Origin of the sequence: Acinetobacter sp. BWR-L5, from assembly GCF_039655985.1 — a bacterium.
In the GTDB taxonomy this organism is placed as follows: Bacteria; Pseudomonadota; Gammaproteobacteria; order Pseudomonadales; family Moraxellaceae; genus Acinetobacter; species Acinetobacter johnsonii.
Genome location: NZ_JAGFEV010000001.1, coordinates 520,412 through 539,703, shown reverse-complemented (window position 1 = coordinate 539,703; position 19,292 = coordinate 520,412). Strand labels below are relative to the sequence as shown.

General features: G+C 40.3%; 18 protein-coding genes. 10 read left to right on the top strand and 8 right to left on the bottom strand.

The genetic code is table 11. The features are described from left to right. Positions 1-10: 10 nt before the first annotated feature. Genes JZ787_RS02650 through JZ787_RS02640 form a run of 3 tightly spaced genes read right to left on the bottom strand, consistent with a single transcriptional unit; the run spans position 11 to position 3,405 of the window. Positions 11-1,162: an HlyD family secretion protein gene (locus tag JZ787_RS02650; protein WP_346311565.1), complete on the bottom strand. Its 1,152-nt coding sequence runs from the start codon at positions 1,160-1,162 to the stop codon at positions 11-13. A gap of 32 nt (positions 1,163-1,194) precedes the next feature. Continuing rightward, positions 1,195-2,844, bottom strand: a complete 1,650-nt coding sequence (locus tag JZ787_RS02645) for an MFS transporter (protein ID WP_346311564.1) — start codon at positions 2,842-2,844, stop codon at positions 1,195-1,197. A 12-nt stretch (positions 2,845-2,856) separates the two neighbouring features. Beyond that, positions 2,857-3,405 (bottom strand): TetR/AcrR family transcriptional regulator, encoded by a 549-nt coding sequence (locus JZ787_RS02640; protein WP_346311563.1) that lies wholly within the window; start codon positions 3,403-3,405, stop codon positions 2,857-2,859. A 545-nt stretch (positions 3,406-3,950) separates the two neighbouring features. Here JZ787_RS02640 and JZ787_RS02635 point away from each other — a divergent pair. Next, positions 3,951-4,154 carry an NF038215 family lipoprotein gene (locus JZ787_RS02635; RefSeq protein WP_183174073.1) on the top strand — a complete coding sequence of 68 codons (204 nt, stop codon included), beginning with the start codon at positions 3,951-3,953 and terminating at the stop codon, positions 4,152-4,154. A gap of 206 nt (positions 4,155-4,360) precedes the next feature. Here the strand turns inward: JZ787_RS02635 and JZ787_RS02630 are convergent, their stop codons facing one another. Beyond that, positions 4,361-4,816 carry a DIP1984 family protein gene (locus JZ787_RS02630; RefSeq protein WP_086208533.1) on the bottom strand — a complete coding sequence of 152 codons (456 nt, stop codon included), beginning with the start codon at positions 4,814-4,816 and terminating at the stop codon, positions 4,361-4,363. Positions 4,817-5,287: 471 nt separating this feature from the next. Further along, positions 5,288-6,907 (bottom strand): oleate hydratase, encoded by a 1,620-nt coding sequence (locus JZ787_RS02625; RefSeq protein ID WP_346311562.1) that lies wholly within the window; start codon positions 6,905-6,907, stop codon positions 5,288-5,290. A gap of 444 nt (positions 6,908-7,351) precedes the next feature. On the opposite strand from JZ787_RS02625, the gene JZ787_RS02620 reads away from it, so the two are divergent. From JZ787_RS02620 to JZ787_RS02605, 4 genes are all read left to right on the top strand, one after another. After that, positions 7,352-7,975, top strand: coding sequence for a LysE family translocator (locus JZ787_RS02620; protein ID WP_346311561.1), 624 nt, complete (start codon positions 7,352-7,354; stop codon positions 7,973-7,975). A 111-nt stretch (positions 7,976-8,086) separates the two neighbouring features. Then, positions 8,087-8,758 carry a CsgG/HfaB family protein gene (locus JZ787_RS02615; RefSeq protein WP_058869141.1) on the top strand — a complete coding sequence of 224 codons (672 nt, stop codon included), beginning with the start codon at positions 8,087-8,089 and terminating at the stop codon, positions 8,756-8,758. A 13-nt stretch (positions 8,759-8,771) separates the two neighbouring features. After that, positions 8,772-9,149, top strand: a complete 378-nt coding sequence (locus JZ787_RS02610; RefSeq protein ID WP_078388388.1) for a DUF4810 domain-containing protein — start codon at positions 8,772-8,774, stop codon at positions 9,147-9,149. Beyond that, entirely contained in the window at positions 9,146-9,823 is a 678-nt protein-coding gene (locus tag JZ787_RS02605) for a GNA1162 family protein (RefSeq protein WP_346311560.1), read from the top strand. Before JZ787_RS02610 ends, JZ787_RS02605 begins: the two co-directional genes overlap by 4 nt. 110 nt (positions 9,824-9,933) lie before the next feature. Here JZ787_RS02605 and JZ787_RS02600 read toward each other — a convergent pair whose 3' ends face one another. Then, the gene (locus JZ787_RS02600; RefSeq protein WP_346311559.1) at positions 9,934-10,899 is read right to left on the bottom strand and encodes an MBL fold metallo-hydrolase; all 966 of its coding nucleotides are present in this window, start codon (positions 10,897-10,899) and stop codon (positions 9,934-9,936) included. 99 nt (positions 10,900-10,998) lie between these two features. On the opposite strand from JZ787_RS02600, the gene JZ787_RS02595 reads away from it, so the two are divergent. Next, the gene (locus JZ787_RS02595; RefSeq protein ID WP_346311558.1) at positions 10,999-12,081 is read left to right on the top strand and encodes a hypothetical protein; all 1,083 of its coding nucleotides are present in this window, start codon (positions 10,999-11,001) and stop codon (positions 12,079-12,081) included. A gap of 220 nt (positions 12,082-12,301) precedes the next feature. Here JZ787_RS02595 and metG read toward each other — a convergent pair whose 3' ends face one another. Beyond that, complete coding sequence (metG, locus tag JZ787_RS02590) at positions 12,302-14,362, bottom strand: methionine--tRNA ligase (RefSeq protein WP_346311557.1); 2,061 nt, start codon at positions 14,360-14,362, stop codon at positions 12,302-12,304. Positions 14,363-14,651: 289 nt separating this feature from the next. Here metG and JZ787_RS02585 point away from each other — a divergent pair, with 289 nt between their 5' ends. The 3 genes from JZ787_RS02585 to JZ787_RS02575 all read left to right on the top strand — a co-directional run bounded on the left by JZ787_RS02585 (position 14,652) and on the right by JZ787_RS02575 (position 17,286). Then, positions 14,652-15,788 carry a hypothetical protein gene (locus tag JZ787_RS02585; protein ID WP_346311556.1) on the top strand — a complete coding sequence of 379 codons (1,137 nt, stop codon included), beginning with the start codon at positions 14,652-14,654 and terminating at the stop codon, positions 15,786-15,788. An 82-nt stretch (positions 15,789-15,870) separates the two neighbouring features. After that, a complete protein-coding gene (locus tag JZ787_RS02580; protein WP_346311555.1) occupies positions 15,871-16,671 on the top strand; it encodes a hypothetical protein in 801 nt (266 codons plus the stop codon). A gap of 150 nt (positions 16,672-16,821) precedes the next feature. Continuing rightward, positions 16,822-17,286: a hypothetical protein gene (locus tag JZ787_RS02575; protein WP_004981189.1), complete on the top strand. Its 465-nt coding sequence runs from the start codon at positions 16,822-16,824 to the stop codon at positions 17,284-17,286. 43 nt (positions 17,287-17,329) lie between these two features. Here the strand turns inward: JZ787_RS02575 and JZ787_RS02570 are convergent, their stop codons facing one another. Then, positions 17,330-17,659: a hypothetical protein gene (locus tag JZ787_RS02570; protein WP_004694526.1), complete on the bottom strand. Its 330-nt coding sequence runs from the start codon at positions 17,657-17,659 to the stop codon at positions 17,330-17,332. Between the two features lie 317 nt (positions 17,660-17,976). Here JZ787_RS02570 and apbC point away from each other — a divergent pair, with 317 nt between their 5' ends. Continuing rightward, on the top strand, positions 17,977-19,254 hold the full coding sequence (apbC, locus tag JZ787_RS02565; RefSeq protein ID WP_346311554.1) for an iron-sulfur cluster carrier protein ApbC: 1,278 nt from the start codon (positions 17,977-17,979) through the stop codon (positions 19,252-19,254). The last annotated feature ends 38 nt before the right edge of the window (positions 19,255-19,292 follow it).

Here is a 19,292-nt window from a genome sequence, read left to right as displayed (position 1 = left end):
TTTCACAGGATTAATCCTTTGCTGAATGTGTATCGACCGAACTAATCACCGACATGCCGGGACGTAAATTTTCTATGCCCGTTTGATTTGGATCAATTGCAATCCGTACAGCAATACGTTGCACCACTTTGGTAAAGTTGCCCGTAGCATTATCGGCTTTAAGCACACTGAACTCTGAACCTGCCGCAGGGGAAATTTGTTCCACATGACCTGTAAATTTTTGATGATTTAAGGCATCCACCGTAAACCATGCTTTTTGCCCAATTTTCATGTTAGCAATTTGAGTTTCTTTAAAGTTCGCAGTGACCCAAGTTTGCTGCGGAATCAGATAGAGCAATTGTGTGCCTGCTGCTACATATTGTCCTACACGTGGATTGACTTCACCTAGTTGTCCATCCATCGGGGCAATAATGCTGCTGTAATTTTTGGTAGTTTGAGCTTGATCCAGTTGTGCCGCAGCATTGGTCACTTGTGCTTTGAGTCCTGTTTCAGCCACTTGTGCGGTTTTGAGCGCTTCTTTTGCCACCAATACATTGGCTTGCGCCTGTTGCAATAAGGCTAAATTATTTTGCGTGTCGGCAACTGCTTTGTCTTGTTCTGATTTAGACGTTGCACCTGTGTCGCCCAACTGTTGATAGCGCTGCTGTTGTGCTTGTGACAATTGATAGGCTGCTCGAGCTTGTTCGACTTTGGCTTCTGCCGCAACAATATCGGCTTTACGCTGAGCTATACTTTGCGTTTGATTCGATAGGTTATTTTGCGCCTGATCGACTCCAGCTTCAGCCTGCGTGACTTTTTGGTCGTAAGTGGTGGCATCAATATGCATCAATACCTGTCCTTTTTTGACATGATCAAAATCACTGACCAATACATCTTTCACGTAGCCGTTAATTTGCGAAGAAAGTACCGTAGTTTTGCCTTTGACATAGCTGTTGTCAGTGGACTCGACTGCACTGTCAAAAGGTCCAATTTTCCACGCCCATAAAATGATCCCGATACCGACGATCAGTACTAAAAACATCAAAATCAAGGTACGTTTCGCTGTTGGAATCAATTTACTCGAAGGCGGCGTAATCGGTGTCGTTGTTGCCTCAGGCTGAGAGGCATTTTCAGAAGTTGCAGTTGTTTCAGCGGGAGCTATTGGTTTTTGATCTTCAGACATAACAATTTCTCAATAAATAGGGAGCAGTGGCATTAGGCAGGACCGACTTTCGCTTGTTGTCGCAGTTGATATTGATTCCGTGCAATCAGGAATGTCCCCCACAGTAACAGCAGCATGGCAACGACGCCATTGAAACTAATCACATCGTTATAGGCACGTACTTGAGCCTCTCGAGTCACCACTTGATTGAGATTTTTTAAGGCTTGTTGTTGCTCTAACTGCTGATCGAGTGTGTAAGTATGCGAACTTTGTTGATACGCTAAAAGGCGCTGTGCAATCAATGGATTGGTTTCGGGTAGCTGTTGAATCATCTCAGCACGATAGTTTTGGGTTCGGACTTGTTGATAGGTGGAGTAAAACGATGAACCGACTAAGCCACCAAATGTTTGAGTCGCTGAAAATAAAACAATAAACGTGACAATATGGGTGGGGCCTTTTTGCATGGCGCTTAAGATACCCGTGATCAAGAGTGGACCAATAAACACACCACTGGCAAAGCCCACCAAAAACTGACTGCCGTAGAAGTTGGAAGGGCGAATATCGCTGGTAAGGTGAAAATCTAGTCCGCAAGCAATCAACACCAAAGCTTCTGCTAATAGTAAGTGCCAAATAATCCGTTCACGTGAAAAAGTGATGGCACTAAATAAGGTACCAGACACGATGCCTAAAAAGATCACCACATAGAGTGGGACAAATTGATCGGGGCCCATGCCCATAGTTTTGAGAAAACTCACGGCAGCATAACTTTGCTCCGACATTAAGAAGCGAATTGCAAAAGCACCGATGATAAAACGAAGCGTGGATGATGTCCCCAGCCAACGCGTCATAATCAATGGATTGACCCGATAATGCTCATAGACCAAGCCAATCACAATCAGGCTAAACCCTGCAATGAGCAAATAGGCCAACCACTTCACTTCAAGCCACCACAAAATAGGCCCTTGGGTCAGCACAATACACAAAAAGGCAAAACCGGGCGCAAGCAGGGCAAAGGTGAAGAAGTCTTGCTTTTCAAAAACAGCAATTCTTAGGCTGCGGGGCAACTTCAGCGACACCACCATTGCGAAACAGCACAGCGCTAAACCAATTTCAAAGGTATACAGGACATTCCAGTTATTGACGTCAATGAGATACGGGGAAATGATCCATGCCAAGGGAATTCCAAGCTGTTGAAAGCCTAAAGCCAAATAGATACTGCGACCAAAATCCTCCCGTTTAAAGGCCTGCATAATGTAATACATGCCTAAAGAGCTGAGCGGTGCTGCAACCATTCCGCTAATGAAACGCACCAGTACAGCCATTTCAAAGGTATGCACAAAGACGTGTAAAACCAAAACCACAATAAAAAGCAGTAAGCCAATTTCAGAAAATAGACGCAGACCGTATTGTTGGCGGGCTTTAAACAGAATCAGGTTCGCACTGACATTGGCCATCACATAAGCCGCAGGAATCCATGCCACCTCAGAGGGTGTTAGTCCATATTCACCCTGAATTAAGGGTAAATTTGCGGTAATAAAACCGTTACTGAGACTTGCAGATAGTGCGACAAACAAACCAATAAAAAAATATATGAAGCGCTTAGGTGTTGAGTGCGCAATCACGGCAGGAGAGCCAGGCAGGGTTGGTTTTTCTTCAGTAGTCCAGTTTGGTGCAGGTTCGAGTAAACGCGGTGGCTGTGTCATGAATGGTGACCTTTATGCCCGAATACCATTAAGTAACAACTCAATGGCGCGTTGCGCAAGTTGTTGCTGCTCTATATCGGTCAGTCCCTGAAATGAAGTCCTTAAAATAGCCGTAATCATGGTGTAATCTTGGGTGGTCAAATCGGGGCGACAAACGCCGTATCGAATGGCTTGATCAATTAAAGGTTGTAAAATCGCATCGCGGCGTGCGTAGATATCAACCATGACGGGATCATTACGCTCAATCACTCGCCAATACTCCATCAGTGCAGTTAAATACGGCAAGTTATAGACATGGTTTTCAATTAAACGAATAAAACCATCGTCATACTGAGAAAATGCTTCTGCACGAACTGCGAGACGTTCTAAAGCTTGCTCCATGAGAGCAATCACCAAGGCACGACGGTCATCAAAATTGCGATAAAACGTCGCCCGTCCGACATTGGCTGCATCAATCACCTGTTGTAAGGGGGCATTGATCCCGTGTGTACGAAAAACCTGAACTGCGGCTTCCAGCAATTCTTCACGGTTTTGTGCAGCACGCTGTTGACGACTGGTCATGGTGATTATTTCATTTAATTTGGAAGTACTATTATTTAACGGACAAAAGTGTCCGTTGTAAATATTTAATCCTGTAAGATTTTGTAAATCAGGTTGTCCTTTTCTAATTTAATCTAATTTCGATAAGAAATAGGCGACTCGAAAACGTCATCTGCAACCTGCATGATGTAAATAAGATAATGTTTTATTCGCTATATTTTAATAAATCCAAGAAATGAACAGGTTTTGCAGATGACAATGGTTTCGCCTACTTTTGTCGAAACAAAAGTAGGGCGAGCCGCAGGCTGATGAAGAAATTGAAAAAAACAAGATAAGACTCCGCCAAGATAGTTTTTTCAATACGTCGGATAAATATTTAAATCGAATTTTGGTTAATTTAAATCATTTATATTATTGTTTTATATATGAATAGTTGATATTTATTTTATAAAGAAAATTCGCAGAGAACCATCATTTAGATGGATAAGAGTTGTAACAAAGTCGATAGGATTGGAAAAATAAAAGTGCTATGCTGAAAGAACAATAATGATAAATGAGGGGATATGATGAAAACCTTATCTACCCTAGTATTGGTTTTATTGCTCACTCAACTGACCGCGTGTGATGCAAAAAAGGATTTGAATCAGCCTAGAACTGAGGCTCGTACCATGATTATTGGTGGTGTTCCTGTACATGATCGTGACTATAAACTTCCATCACAAGAAATGGCTTTTAATCAGAAAACGCCTCCACAGGCTGATGCCTACTAATAAGTAAAAATAGGGAGGCATATTGTCAGTACATGGTGGTGCAAGGTGCGATGTGCAGTATAAAAGATGCATTGTGCTACGTCAGATTTGTAAAATGTGAAGTAGACGTCTTACTTCCTGCAAACGTTTGTTGAATTAAAGCCTTACAAACGTGTAAAAGGCCTTGCACTCGCCCAATATGCCCAAACTGTTGTGGCTCAATTTGGCTAGATCAGTTCGATTTGCCAATTTGAAGCCTGAATCTCTAAGTTATTTTGCCTGAGTTGCTGGCTAATTGCATCGGCTTGTTTTTGCAAGTCTGCAACCGTAATGGTTTTAACCCAGCGAATTTCACTCGAACTATAACGACCATTTTCACGTCGTGAGCTGTCGATGGCCTGTTGAATAATACGATGCTGTTGTGTGAGTAAATCGCGTGTGTTTAAAACACTGAGCATGGATTGACCCGTGCTAGTTTTAGCTTGAGCATTGGTCGCATGAATTTTTTCAATCAGATGATGTAACTCTGTATTTACACTAAAAGCCTCACCCATCAGCGCATTCGGGTCTTCACTCAGTTCATCGCCTTCTTGGATTAGCACATTATTGTTGATACGTTGTTGTAAAGAGGCGAGTTTGGTTTGTAAGTCACTACGCAATAAAAGTGCTTCTGCTAGTTTCATAGATTTATTTTTAAAGTTTTAGGTGAGCCTTATGCTGCATCTGTGCAATCGAAGCTGCAAGTGAGTTTTGTAATTTTTATGAAATCTAAAATCATGAGAAAACGATAGAAAAGCACTTAGTCAGTTTCGGTATTTTATTTAAAACGTGGAGATGTTTTTCCTATGTTGATTAGTCAATTTATTTACTAATGAGGTATAAAGTTTTATCTAATTTTTCTTTTTATCCAATTTAAAATTAGGTGCGTACACAGCCTCAATTTTCAATAAAATATAAAAGGTGTTTGTGTAGGCAATACCCTTACTTTTGATAGGCCAAAAGTAAGCAAAAGCCTTTGTTATCCATACATAACATCCCTATTATGATGGATAACGTGTGGCATCCCTGCCACACTCGCGTATCCAAACGTTGCTTAAATTAAACTATGTAATAGTAGCGACATAAAGGTGCTTTTATCGCTATAGATTAAAAGCTTAGTGGAACACGGTTTCCAAAGCTTTTAAACCGACTTTTGGATCAAGCAGACCGTTGTAAATTTCAGGGATTTCACGTTCGACCCCAAAGAATTCATAAATGGCAAGCATCGCTCCACGAACTGAATATTCCACAGTAAAGACCACGTCATCTTCAATTTCCACAAACTGTCCAAGGAAGGCAAAGTTTTGTGAGCCTTGTGGAATTACCTGTGGACGATCCCCCGGTTTACGGCAGGCGAATAGGGCAGAGGCATATGGCATCATGGCAGTGGTTACATTGGTGGTTGCCAAAACATGATCTAAAATGTCGTCAAAACCGAGCTGTTTAATCAGTTCTGTTAGAATTTCTTGCCCTGTGGCTTCGGACATTGGTTTTTTGATGTAATCGCCTATATGGTCAATTTGGAAACCGTAGCCCCATAAGGTATATAAACCTTCAGGTAAGTCAGCAAAGTGTGGCTGTGCAGGAACCACAATGGATAAATGCCAACCTGACTCATACCAAGTCATCAGTGCGCCAGTGCCTGGTTCATTTCCCGTATAGTCAATAATACGTTTAAGCAACACGTCATCTTTCATAGTTAGCGTGAAAGACTCCCACTTATGTTCATCGACATTGCCATAAAAAGTCATTGGACGGCCAAAGTCTGGGGCTTTTTGTGCCAAAGTTTCCCAAAGTGTCCAGCCATGGTCTTCTCGATTACGAACGAGGGCAGGCACGTCATGATTACCGCCATAACGCGAATCTGCGGTAATGGAACCTAAAGTGAAAATAGCTAAATCATTGGCTTTTAGATTAATTTGCTCTGAGCCTTCAGGCAGTTGTACATATAGGCGCGAAGCATGGCGTTCTTGGGTTTCAGCATTGGTAATGAAGTCCGCATCTGTGACATAGTGACCAAAACGTACATCTACACCTTGTGCGACTAGCCAACGCTGTAAGGGCAGGATCATTGAATCATATTGGTTGTACTTGGTCCGTTTCACACCCGCTAAGGTATGAATGCGTGGCAATTCTTGAATAAAACGCAAGAAATAGCGTCTTAACTCTGCTGCACTGTGCCATTTTTGAAAAGCGAAAGTCGTGCGCCACATGCGCCAGAAATTGGTTTCAAAAAAGGCTTCATCAAAAAACTCATCAATGCGGCGGCTACCAATTTTTTCTTCTTTTGAAGCCAATAGGCGCAGCATCTGTGCACGATGTAGCGTATTCAGCCCAAGCTTTGCCGCATCCGCAATGACATGTTCGGCATCAATCAAACGTGCATTGGCATGGGTTTTCACTTGTTCATTAAACTCACGACATTCTTCACGTACCGAAACGTTTGGATCTTCTAATGATGGAATACTGGAAAATAAGTCCCATAGGCACAGATAGGTTTCATCGGTCAGCATCCGCCCACCACGTGTTACCCAAGCTTGCGCGGCATGCGGTGTATGTCCGCCATCCATCGAGCCACCTGAAATATCGAGTTCTTCTAAAATATGGATATTTTTGGCAGGGACTTTGGCATCGCGGATTGCAAATGCAGCAGCAGCCATACCTGCGATACCACCACCAATGATCCAAAGATGGGACTGTTGCGCGTCTAATGGGGTGCGCTTCTTATTTTGCATGGTTCACCTTTAATTATGATGTTAAAAATTATGAAGTTAAAAATGTGGTTTTTAGAAATAAAACCTTATAAATAGTAAGTCTTTTATATATGAAAAATGTATGAAAAGGGAAGCAATCCCCCTATTATATTTTGTAATCAAAAATAAGCATATGGTGGCTATTTTTAATACACATTTGTCTTTTTATTAAAATTTAATATGATCTAAATATCTGATTTTGAATTTTATTGTTGAGCAATTGCTCTATTATTGTTTTCACTATGCCCTATGCCAAATTTCCTTAAAATAGGCTTTTTTATTTATCATTAAAAAATATAATGGATGTACATGCTGCGGCTTGATCACGATATAAATGTGAAAAATAACTGATAAAGTGAATATCGTAAAAACTTTGTTTAGCGTAAAATCGCAGCTGATTAAATTCTCTCAATTTAGAGGTCACTCTTGGAATCATTTTGGATTTTGGGCTCGATTGCCTTTGCATTAATGTTAGGCGCAATGAGCCCTGGACCGACGTCGATTTATGTAGCAAAAAATTCGATAGCGATTTCTCGAAAGCATGGCCTATTTACCGCACTGGGGACTGGAACAGGCGCAGCTATTTTTGGTCTGTTGGCTGTACTTGGTTTACAAGCCTTTTTGTTGGCAGTGCCGTCAGCGTATTTGGCCTTAAAAATTTGTGGCGGGATCTATTTGCTTTGGCTCGCGTTTAAAATTATTAAACATGCCAAAGAGCCGATTGAGGCAGATCATTCCAGCTCAAAAGCAATGACTTTACGCCGTGCCTTTATGACTGGCTTAATTACTCAGCTCTCCAACCCTAAAATTGCGATTGTTCTAGCCAGTATTTTTACTGCACTTTTACCCAAAGAAATCCCAACTTATTACTATTATGTACTGCCCATCCTGTGTTTCTTTATTGATGCGGGTTGGTGTTCGTTGGTTGCAGTGGCATTGTCTGCTGAAAAGCCGCGTCGTGTGTATTTGAAGTTTAAAGCCGTATTTGACCGCGCAGCAGGGGCAGTGATGACGGTGTTAGGTTTGAAACTTATTTTTGGAATGAAGTGATAAGGTTGACAACAACAAAACTGGATTTTGTATAGGTAACGAAAAGCTAAATGGTTATAATCCCTTTGATTTTTTTAATGATTTTTAAATTAAAGATTTGAGGGATAAATTTTGAATAAATCTATATTTTTGGCCGTTTTGAGTGGCTTAGCATTATCTGCATGTTCAACAACAGAAACGTCAAAAACAATTCAATCACCACAAGTAACAGCGGCAGTGGCGACCGTTAAATACGCTGGCACTAAAACGCCAGTTTCTGTAGGGAAATTTGACAACCGTTCGAGCTATATGCGTGGCATTTTTTCAGACAATGTTGACCGCTTAGGTGGTCAGGCGAAAACTATTTTAGAAACGCATTTACAGCAATCGGGCTATTTCTCTGTCCTAAACCGTGACAACCTTGCTGAATTACAACAAGAAGCAGGCTTTACTAAATCCTCTCAAGCCATCAAAGGCGCACGTTATGTATTAACGGGCGACGTGTCTGAATTTGGCCGTAAAGAAGTTGGTGATCACCAGCTATTTGGCATATTGGGCCGTGGTAAAACCCAAATTGCTTATGCCAAAGTGAACTTAAATATTGTCGATGTAAAAACAGCAGAAATTGTTCACTCTGTGCAAGGCGCAGGCGAGTATGCACTCAGTGAACGTGAAATTTTAGGTTTTGGTTCTACCGCTTCTTATGATTCAACTTTAAACGGTAAAGTTCTAGATTTGGCTGTGCGTGAAGCGGTTAATAATTTGGTGTTGGATATTCAAACCAATAAGTGGTCTGCGCAGTAATTGGTTTGAATCAATGAAAAAAATCGTATTGGTTTTAGGTGCAATCTGCACCATGACTTTGGTGGGCTGTGTTTCAGCGCCAAAATCGTTATATAGCTGGGGCGAATACCCGCAGCAAACCTATTTGATGTTGAGTCTGCCAGAAAAGACTTCTCCACAAGAGCAGATTGGCAAACTTGAAAAAGATATTGAAAAAGCCAAAGCCAAAAATGCAGCAGTGCCTCCGGGCTTATATGCACATTTGGGTTTATTGAATTTAAATATCAATAATGGGCCACGTGCTGTTCAGTATTTTGAACTTGAACGTCAAACCTACCCAGAGTCGACAGTATTAATGGATCGTCTTTTGAAAAAAATGACGGCTCAGTCTGCGGCAGGAAGTGTGAAGTGAAAAATTTCAAAAAACTATGCGTACTTGGCCTTGCTGTGACACTCTTTACAGGTTGTGCTACGACACCAAAAAGTAAACGTGACTTATCTGCATATCATGCCAATATGCCAAAATCCATTTTGGTATTGCCGCCTGTGAATGAGTCACCCGATACACGGGCGACCTATGGGTATTGGTCTACCGTGACTTTACCTGTAGCAGAAGCGGGCTATTATGTGTTCCCCATTTCTGTGGTCGATACGCTATTTAAAGAAAACGGCGTAACCAATGGCTATGATGCGCAGCAAATTCCAATTCAGAAACTCAATGAAATTTTTGGAGCGGATGCCGCACTGTATGTCAAAGTTAAAGAATATGGTTCTAAGTATCAGGTGATTCAATCCGTTTCGACCGTTGCGGTAGAGGCGAAATTGGTTGATTTAAAAACCGGAGCATTATTATGGGAAGGTCAGGAAAAAATCCAACAAGCCAATAATAATAGCAACGCGGGTCTGGTCGGGATGTTGGTGGGTGCCTTGATTGACCAAATTTCTAATCATTTATCTGACAAAGCCTATGTGCTGTCTAACAGTGTGAGTACGCAGTTGTATGCTCCGCAGTTGATGCAGCAAAAAGGGTTGCTATACGGACCTCGCTCCCCGCATTTTGTACAAAACTCGATGAGTCCACAGTAGTAAAAAAAAATCCCCTCAAATGAGGGGATTTTTTATGATTTAACAAACTTATGTTTGGGGTGAGCTGACTTTTAACTCTCAGCCCAAAGAAGAGGTAATTTTCGTATAAATTAATCCTTAAAATGCACAGGAATCCATTGATAGCTTTTCCCATCTGCCGAATAGATATGTCCAATAGCAGGGAATGGCAAGTGTGGCGCTGCAATGGTTTGCCCGCCTTTTGCATATTCGGCAAATTGCTTTAAGCGTGTTTGCACTGCTTTTTTCGGGTCGATATCATAATCAATAGCGGTTTCTGGCTTGTCGAATTGCACGGTATGTGAGTGCACAATGTCACCAATAAAGACCACTGTTTCATCTTTGGTTTTTAACTCATAGCTAAAATGTCCAGGTGTATGCCCCGCGGTATTAATGACTTTAAATCCCTGAACTTGATCGCCCAATTGATACGGTTTGAAGCGTTGTTTGGCTTGATAGGGCGCAATGGCCTGTTTAATTTTTTCAACAGTTCCTAAGTAACCTGCTTGTTTTTCTTTCGGGAGCTTTTCGACCTGTTTCGGGTTTAGCCAATAGTTCGCTTCATCGCTCGAAACATAAACCGTTGCATTTGGAAAGTTTGCCACACCATTTTGGCTAATACCACACACATGATCAGGGTGTAGATGCGTGAGTAAGATAGTATCGACTTGCTCTGGTTGATAGCCAGATGCTTTTAAGTTGCTCAATACTGAACCCAAGTGTTCGCCAAAACAGCTCGCAGCGCCGCTATCCACTAAAACCAGCGAATGACCTGTATTCACGAGGAAGGCATTGACTGAGGTTTGTACGCCTTTGGCTTGGTCGGCAGCATATTTCTTTAATATTTCATGGACTTCTTTTTCTGGAATGTTTTGAAAGAGTTTAGGCGACATGAAGTTGGTGCCATCGAGCAGGGCCGTGATTTGTACATCACCTGCTTGGTATTGATAATAGCCTGAGACTTGTTTTTCTTGGGGGATGGTCGGTTCAGCAGCTTGAGTGGTGATGGCTGTTGTGCTTAGGGTTAAAGCGAGAAAAAGTGGTTTTAAAGTCTTCATAAGTTTCTTATAAGTTTTAAAGGGATAGGTTGTTTTAGCATATCTTTAAATACTAAATAAAGTATAATCTTATAAATATCAATAAGATTTTATAATGCGATGCGAGAAATCAACCAAAAATTACGGCAATATCAGAATTACTTAGAGCAATTTATAAAGGCATTAGCTCCCTATTCTGATGAAAAAATAGTAGAAGAGTTTATACAAGAGAATGAAAAGGAGAGAGTTTCTGATCCATTTCATATCGCTAGAATTATGCGAGGTAATGTTTATCAAAGTCGAAATATTGGTAATCGGATTCTTCAGGAGATAGGTACTTGGGATAGTGAAAACCAAAAATTTTTTTTGGATTCAATCGCTGCAGAATTAGATAAACTAGAGAGTGTTTTTAGGGGATATTCTATAGTAGTTCATGAAGCAAAATTACCTAGTTTCGGTGAGGGCGGTTTTTATTATTTGGTTGAGGGCTGTGAGATATTAATTACTAATTATAAGATTATTCAAGGGTATTTTTTTGCTTCTCAATCTATCTTTAATCACTTAAAAGTAAGTATTGAAAAAGATATTAATCCTATTTTTAATGTTAAAAATGATCAAGTAGATGAACTCATATCAGATTTAAACTTATATAAAGGTGAAGCCTCGTCAAGAAAAACAAAAGAAATCTATAAAAAGAAATATAAAGATTATAAGCGAATTGTTGAAGTCTATGAATTGTACCTGATGTTACTTGTATGTTTATCTGTGTCTTTTGTAATAGGGCAATTATTTGTTCATGCTTTTTTTGACTCATTAAATATTTCAAATGCTATTACCATTAAAATTACAATAGTTGCTTTGATAGTAACTTTATTTGCTTACTGTTATAAGCAAATTGGTTTCTATCGAAAAATTTCAGAGCAAGCACACCAAACATTCATGGAATTAGAAGCATTACCTGAGTATTTGGTACTCTTGCCTGAAGACAAGCAACATGAGATCAGGACTGATTTAGCAAAATGCTATTTTGGTCAAAGCCTTTTTGATTCTATTAAAGAGGACTCAGTTTTGATACAGGAACAATCTAAAGCGAATGCAGAGGTTCTAAAGTCGACAGCGGCATTATTGGAAATAATAAAAAACAAAGTTTGTCACCAAATTAATTTAGATGTAGGCGACATGGATGTCGCCGTTAGCTTGTGATACATGGACGTATTATCAAGCTAACAAAAGATTTTTGTTACTTTTGATCTTTCAAAAGTAAGGCAGTGCCTACGCAGTGAAAATTGAGTTTAGATTGTAAAGTAGGGCAGTGATTCAATAAATCCTCACCCTAACCCTCTCCTTTAAAGAAGGAGAGGGAACTAAAAACCAATAAAAAAAGCCCCTACAATGTAGAAGCTTTTTATTTAAGAATTAAACCTTAAGACACTTTATCACCCGGCTTAGCACCAGATTCAGGTGAAATCACCCAAACACCTTCGCCATTGCCCGCAGCTAAAACCATACCGTTAGAAATACCAAAACGCATTTTACGTGGTGCAAGGTTCGCCACCATCACCACCAATTTGCCTTTAAGGTCTTCTGGTTGGTAAAACTCACGAATACCACTGAATACATTGCGCGGTTCAGCTTCGCCAACATTTAAAGTCAGTTGTAGAAGTTTGTCAGAGCCTTCTACCGTTGCAGCTTCTAAAACTTCAGCGACACGTAGGTCAACTTTCATAAAGTCTTCAATACCAATTACATTGTTTTCAGAAACAGCTTCACCTACTTTAGGCTCAACTTTGGCAGGTGCAGCTTTCTTTTCCACTTTTACAGGTTCAGCTGCAGCAGCTAAAGAGTCTTTAGATGCATCGACCATTGCCGCAACTGCTTTCGGGTCTACACGTTGCATTAAAGGTTGGAACAGTGCAATTTCATGATCAACCAATGCTGTTTGAGCAGAAGCAAAGTCGAAGCGGTCTAGTTTTAAGAACTCTTGCACTTGAGCCGCTAAAGTTGGAAGTACAGGTGCAAGGTACACAGCCAATTGACGGAACAGGTTAATCCCCACCGAACATACATCATGTACTTGTTGTTCTTCGCCTTCAACTTTGGCTAAAGCCCAAGGTTTTTTCTCATCGATATATTGGTTGGCTTTATCTGCAAGCGCCATAATTTCACGAATCGCGGCAGAGAACTCACGTGCTTCATAGGCTTTAGCAATTGAGTCACCCGCATCAATAAAGCTTTGTACCAATTCAGGCTCTGCACAAGTTGCTGATAATTTATTTTCAAACTTGGTGTTGATGAATTTTGCACAACGGCTGGCAATGTTGACCACTTTACCAACTAAGTCAGAGTTTACTTTCTGAACGAAATCATCCAAGTTCAAATCAGAATCTTCAACTTTATCTGACAGTTTAGACGCGAAGTAGTAACGTAAGTATTCAGGGTTTAAGTGCTCTAAATACGTTTCAGCCTTGATGAATGTACCGCGAGACTTCGACATCTTTTGACCGTTCACCGTCAAGAAACCATTGACGAATAAACCCGATGGCGTACGGTAATTTGCACCTTCAAGCATTGCAGGCCAGAACAGCGCATGGAAGTAAACGATGTCTTTACCAATGAAGTGATAGACTTCTTTGTCAGAGTCTTTCTTCCAAAAGTCGTCAAAACTTAAATCAGGACGTTTAGCTTTGATGTAGTTTTCAAAACTCGACATATAACCAATCGGTGCATCTACCCAAACATAGAAATATTTATTCGGTGCATCTGGAATTTCAAAACCGAAATACGGCGCATCACGTGAAATATCCCAGTCTGATAAACCTGCTTCAAACCATTCATCCAGTTTGTTGGCAATTGAAACAGGTAGGCGACCTTGGTCACGCGTCCATTTTTGTAAATATTCTGAGAAATTCGGCAGTTTAAAGAAGTAGTGATCTGAAGATTTCTCTACAGGCGTTGCACCACTTAAAGTCGATTTCGGGTTTAAAAGCTCAGTCGCGTTGTATGTTGTACCGCAGACTTCACACGCATCGCCGTATTGATCTTCCGACTTACATTTCGGGCACGTGCCTTTAATGAAACGATCCGATAAGAACATGCCTTTTTCAGGGTCAAAAAGCTGGTTGACAGGACGGATGGCAATATTGCCTGCTTCGCGGTTTTTCACATAAATTTCAGAAGCACGAACACGGTTTTCATCACTATGGGTTGAATCATAATGGTCGAAATGCACGCCAAAACCGTCAAAATCACGGATGTGTTCTTTTTGCACATTGGCAATCTGATCTTCAGGTGAAATACCATTGGCTTCTGCACGTAGCATGATAGCTGTACCGTGAGCATCATCCGCACATACATAAGTCACATCGTGTCCCATTGCACGCATGGCACGAACCCAAATATCTGCTTGGATATAACCGAGTAAGTGTCCCATATGGATGGGGCCATTGGCGTATGGTAGGGCGTTAGTGACTAAAATATTACGCACGGATATGACTCTCTCATTCGTATTTTATATAAGGTCAACGATTTTACCTGATGAATGAGGTAATACAAAGCGATGCTTCCTAAAAAGTAGAATAAAAACAAGAGATGATTTAACTTCTACATGTTAGTCTAACTGCAATTTTATTTATTTAATTTAATAGCATAAGGTAAATATGAGCATATTCTTATTGGAGAATGGTCAATTAAATGCCATACAAGGAACAACGTTTATCAATGAATCTATTTTAGAGCGTTAGCATTTACAGCAAGCTTTAAAGCAGAATATTAGCGTGATTGCAGCGGATTGCTTAGTTTTAACGGAGGAATATGCAGAATGGGATGCTTCACGTAAACGTATTGATTTATTAGCAATTGATAAACAAGCAAATTTAGTGATCATAGAGTTAAAACGCACCGATACAGGTGATCATATGGAGTTACAGGCCCTTCGTTACGCTTCTATGATTTCTACCATGACTTTTGAGCATGCATTGGATGTATTGGTAGACTATAGAAACAAAAATGGAGAGGAAGGCTTTACAAGAGAAAATGCTAGAGAAACTATTGAGGATTTTATTGAATTAGATGCGATTAATGAAACAAATTTTGGTAATGATGTTCGAATCATTCTAGTTTCTGCTGAGTTTTCTAAAGAACTGACTACATCCGTAATATGGTTGAATGAGAGGGACTTGGATATTACTTGTGTTCGAATGAAACCATACAAATATCAAGATCAAATTTTGATTGATATCCAGCAAGTGTTACCTTTGCCTGAGGCAAAAGATTATCAAATACGAGCTCAAAAGAAAGCTGAAGAAAGAAGAGAAATACAGAAAAATCTAAATAGTAAGGATTATTCTAAATACTTATTTAACGGATTAGAGTTAAATAAAAGAAAACTGGTACTAGAACTAATTAAAACACATATTAAAAATAATAATATTTTATCTCTTGAAGATTTATTGTTTGATTTTCCTCAAGAATTAAGAAAGGGGAGAAAAATGTACAAGCGTTATGATGAAGTGATTCAGACAAATGATAAGAATAGATATTTTTCTGAAGTCGATGAGGTTTTAGATTTGACTGATGGAAAATTTGTTATTTCAAATCAATGGGGTGCAGGAAATATTCAGGCGATTTTAGACCGAGCTGATGAGTTGGGTTATGAGATAGAGATCGTTAGTGACAATGTTTCAGTAATTAAAGAAGTGATTTTTGGAGAGTATCAGATTCAGCAATTATCAAACTTAAGTATTAACATAAGCAAAAATCAAGTGCTGCAATCTGTTGCAAAACCTATATTAAGAGAAATTGCTATTAGAATTAATGTTGATTTAAATAACCTGAAAGGGAATGAAAAAAACACAAGATCATTAGGTTCTGACGTTATTCAGAGAATCTCTCAAATGGAAAAAGAAAGATAGAAAATTAGAAATGGTTATATATCCATTTTGCAATAACAGCGATAATACTTAGATTCAGCCCGTTTTTAAGAGTATGCCGTCCATGATCGATGATGATTTTGATTTCGACCAACCCGTGACCCGAATTCCGCAAAATCCACAAGCGACCAAACTATTGGGCAATCGTCTTTTACAACAAGCTGAACAATATCTTGCTTCAATGGGTAGTCGACCACATGCACAATTGGTCGAGTCGCTCCGTCAGCTCGAGTCTGAAGATCCGTACTTTGCAGTCATGGCCGATCAGCTTGAGTATGAAAGTGATGAACCAATGGCCAATGACGTGCTCAATCTGTTGTTTTTCTGGCAAATGGCCAATGAAAAAGAAGCGGATATGACTAAGTTTCAGTTGCCCGATTTAATTCAAACGGACTATTTCCAAACGACTTTGCTTGACGCTTACGACGCGATGGATTTGGGGGCATTCCAAGCCCAACGCCGCAGCGTGATTGAAGAAACTTTAAAACTGTATCAACAGCAGTGTTATGCAGGGTGTATTACGGTTCTTTATGGTCAAATTGAAGGAATTTTGACGGATGCGCTGATTGAACATGGGTATTTAAAGCAAAATCAAACCAAGTTTGTCGATGTCTATAAAATTGTACCGGGCTTGAAAGGTCATGAAGTCAAAAGCTTGTGGCACAAAGTCAAAATTGCCAGTGAAATCAATCCCTATTTCTTAAGTCTTGAAGCATTGAAAATGGATAGCAGTTCTAGTGTTACAGCGAGCCGTCATAATATTGTGCATGGTGCAGATGTCACTCGCTTTAACCAAGCGCGTGCTTTTATCTTGTTGGTTTGGTTATTTGCGGTCATGAGTTTTATCAGTACCTTAAAACGTTAAAGACCTTAAAATTGTTGTACAGGATCAGCAATAAATTTATGCATCCTGTACAGCTATTGTTTCCAAATGATGCAAATGAAGTCAGCAACTAAAAAAGCGTTGTATAACTCTGAGTTAAGCAAAATTTTAAATACGAAAGAGGGCTGTGACATGACGAATGACAATAAACTCGATGATTTAAAAACCAAAGCGACTGAGTTGGGTGAAGACTTGAAGTTGAAAGCTCAAGCGGCAAAACTCGAAGGCGAGAAAGTACTGGAAGATGTTAAACATCAGGCCACTGAAGCTAAGCTTGATGCTGAAAAGCAGCTGACTGACTTAAAGCAGAACGCAGCAGAAAGTAAAGCCGAAGGTGATGCAGCCTTTGAGCAAAAGTTGGAGTCTGCACAAGCCAAAGCCGAGCATGCGAAACAAGTTGCGCAGGAAAAATTGGATCATTTTAAAGTTGAAGCAGGGCATAAACTGGATGAGGCAAAACTTAAAGCCACAGAGTTAAAGCATGAGGCTGAAATTAAACTGGAAGAATTTAAGGTGCAAGCCACTGAAAAGTTTGACGAGTTGAAAAAGAAAGCCACAGAAACACTGCAAAAGTTTAAAAAAGACGACCAAGCTTAATCCGTTTGAAATGGCGAATGTCGGACTTAAATGTTCGCTAAGACTATGGCGTAGACTGTGTACTCAGTGCAGGGTCTGCGTCTAAATTAAACCACATGATGCTCTGAATTTGATTGTTCACGGTGCGAATGGTGTAACGATAGTTTGCAATTTCATATACATATACCGTCTCAAGTGGGCTATTCGGTGCACTGCTGATTGGGGTAGAGGACATAGAAATTGGCGATAAATCGATTTTTTTCTGCATGTCTTGAACTTGATCACCGATAGTCACCGTTTGACCCGCAGGGGTTTTAAATGAATTGGTTGATGTATCTGCAAAACTAAAGCTAGATATGGTGCAAGCCAAAACAACCACGGCCCAAAGTTTCATTTTTTTCTCCCCCAAATCGCGTAAAGATAGAACAACAGAATATAGATATTTTGCTATGCAATAACATCACCTTAAATGGGGAGATTGGATTGTACTTACAATTCTTTACGTTCAAATTTGATCCAATTCACCGATTTTATTTTTTCAGTTAGCTTAAGCGACTAAGCTTCGCCCTTTGATATTCAGCGTATAAAACCAACTAAAAAGCTAGGAATACTAAATTTCATGGCATAATCCATAAATACTGAACTTAACCTAAGTTCGTTTTGTGGTTAAACTATAGCATTCAGCTGAATACTCGAATTTGGAGTACATATATGTCGTGGCTTTCTTCTCTTAAATCAGTTTTTTCTCCTGCGCAGGAGGTAAAGGAAGAAGAAATCCAAACAGTACTGCAAAACTATATCTTGCCCAATTCAAACCATGCGTTAAAAGACCGCATTACTCAAGTGAATGTACAGGGCAATATTCTGCAAATTACCATCAATACTTTTCCTGCCGAAGCAGATGATTTACAACAGATTCATGATGATTTGGCGATTGCGCTTGAAGCATGTGGTATCAAAGAATTAAACATGCATGTGATTCAGCAAAAAACGAGACATAAAGAAAAATCAGGTGGTTGTGGACATCAGCATGCTGAAGGTGAAAGCTGTTCAAGCCAAGCAAAAGAATCAGCACCGAAAAGCAATTTACCCCCAGTGATTGATGCTTCAGGCTCAGCACCCCAAGCTGCTGCACAACCCGTTGAAACTGATCCAAACAATCCACCCATTCAAAAAGCAGCGCCACAACAACGTGATGTGCCGAAGCATCCGCGTATTCAAAATGTGATTTTGGTGTCCTCGGGCAAGGGGGGCGTGGGCAAATCAACCACCACGGTAAACCTTGCACTTGCTTTGCAAAAGCTCGGCTTAAAAGTTGGGGTCTTAGATGCGGACATTTATGGTCCAAGTATTCCGACCATGTTGGGTAATGCGGGCAAAACGCCGATGATTGAAGCGGAAAATTTTGTACCCTTAGATGCCTATGGTTTGGCAGTGTTATCGATTGGGCATTTAACAGGTGATCATAATACTCCTGTGGCTTGGCGTGGGCCGAAAGCGACAGGTGCGTTGATGCAACTGTTCAATCAAACCTTATGGCCTGACTTAGATGTCTTGATGATTGATATGCCACCGGGTACAGGTGATATTCAGTTGACGCTTGCGCAACGTATTCCTGTGACAGGTGCGGTGATTGTAACCACACCGCAAAACGTGGCACTTATGGATGCGACCAAAGGTATTGAGTTATTTAACCGCGTACACATTCCAGTCATGGGCGTTGTGGAAAATATGTCGACCCATATTTGCTCAAATTGTGGATTTGAAGAGCAAATTTTTGGTACGGGCGGTGGAGATCAACTGTCGAAGCAATATGCTATTCCGCTGTTGGGACGTTTGCCTTTAAATGTACAAATCCGTGAAAATGCGGATGCGGGTAAGCCTTCTGTTTTAGTGGAAGACAGTGCAGCAGACAGCTATATGCAGATTGCTGAAAAAATTGCAGCCGCACTGCCTCAGGCTGAAAAAGATCAGACTCGTATTTTCTAAATCAGCCATAAAAAAAGCCCAACCTGTTGAGTTGGGCT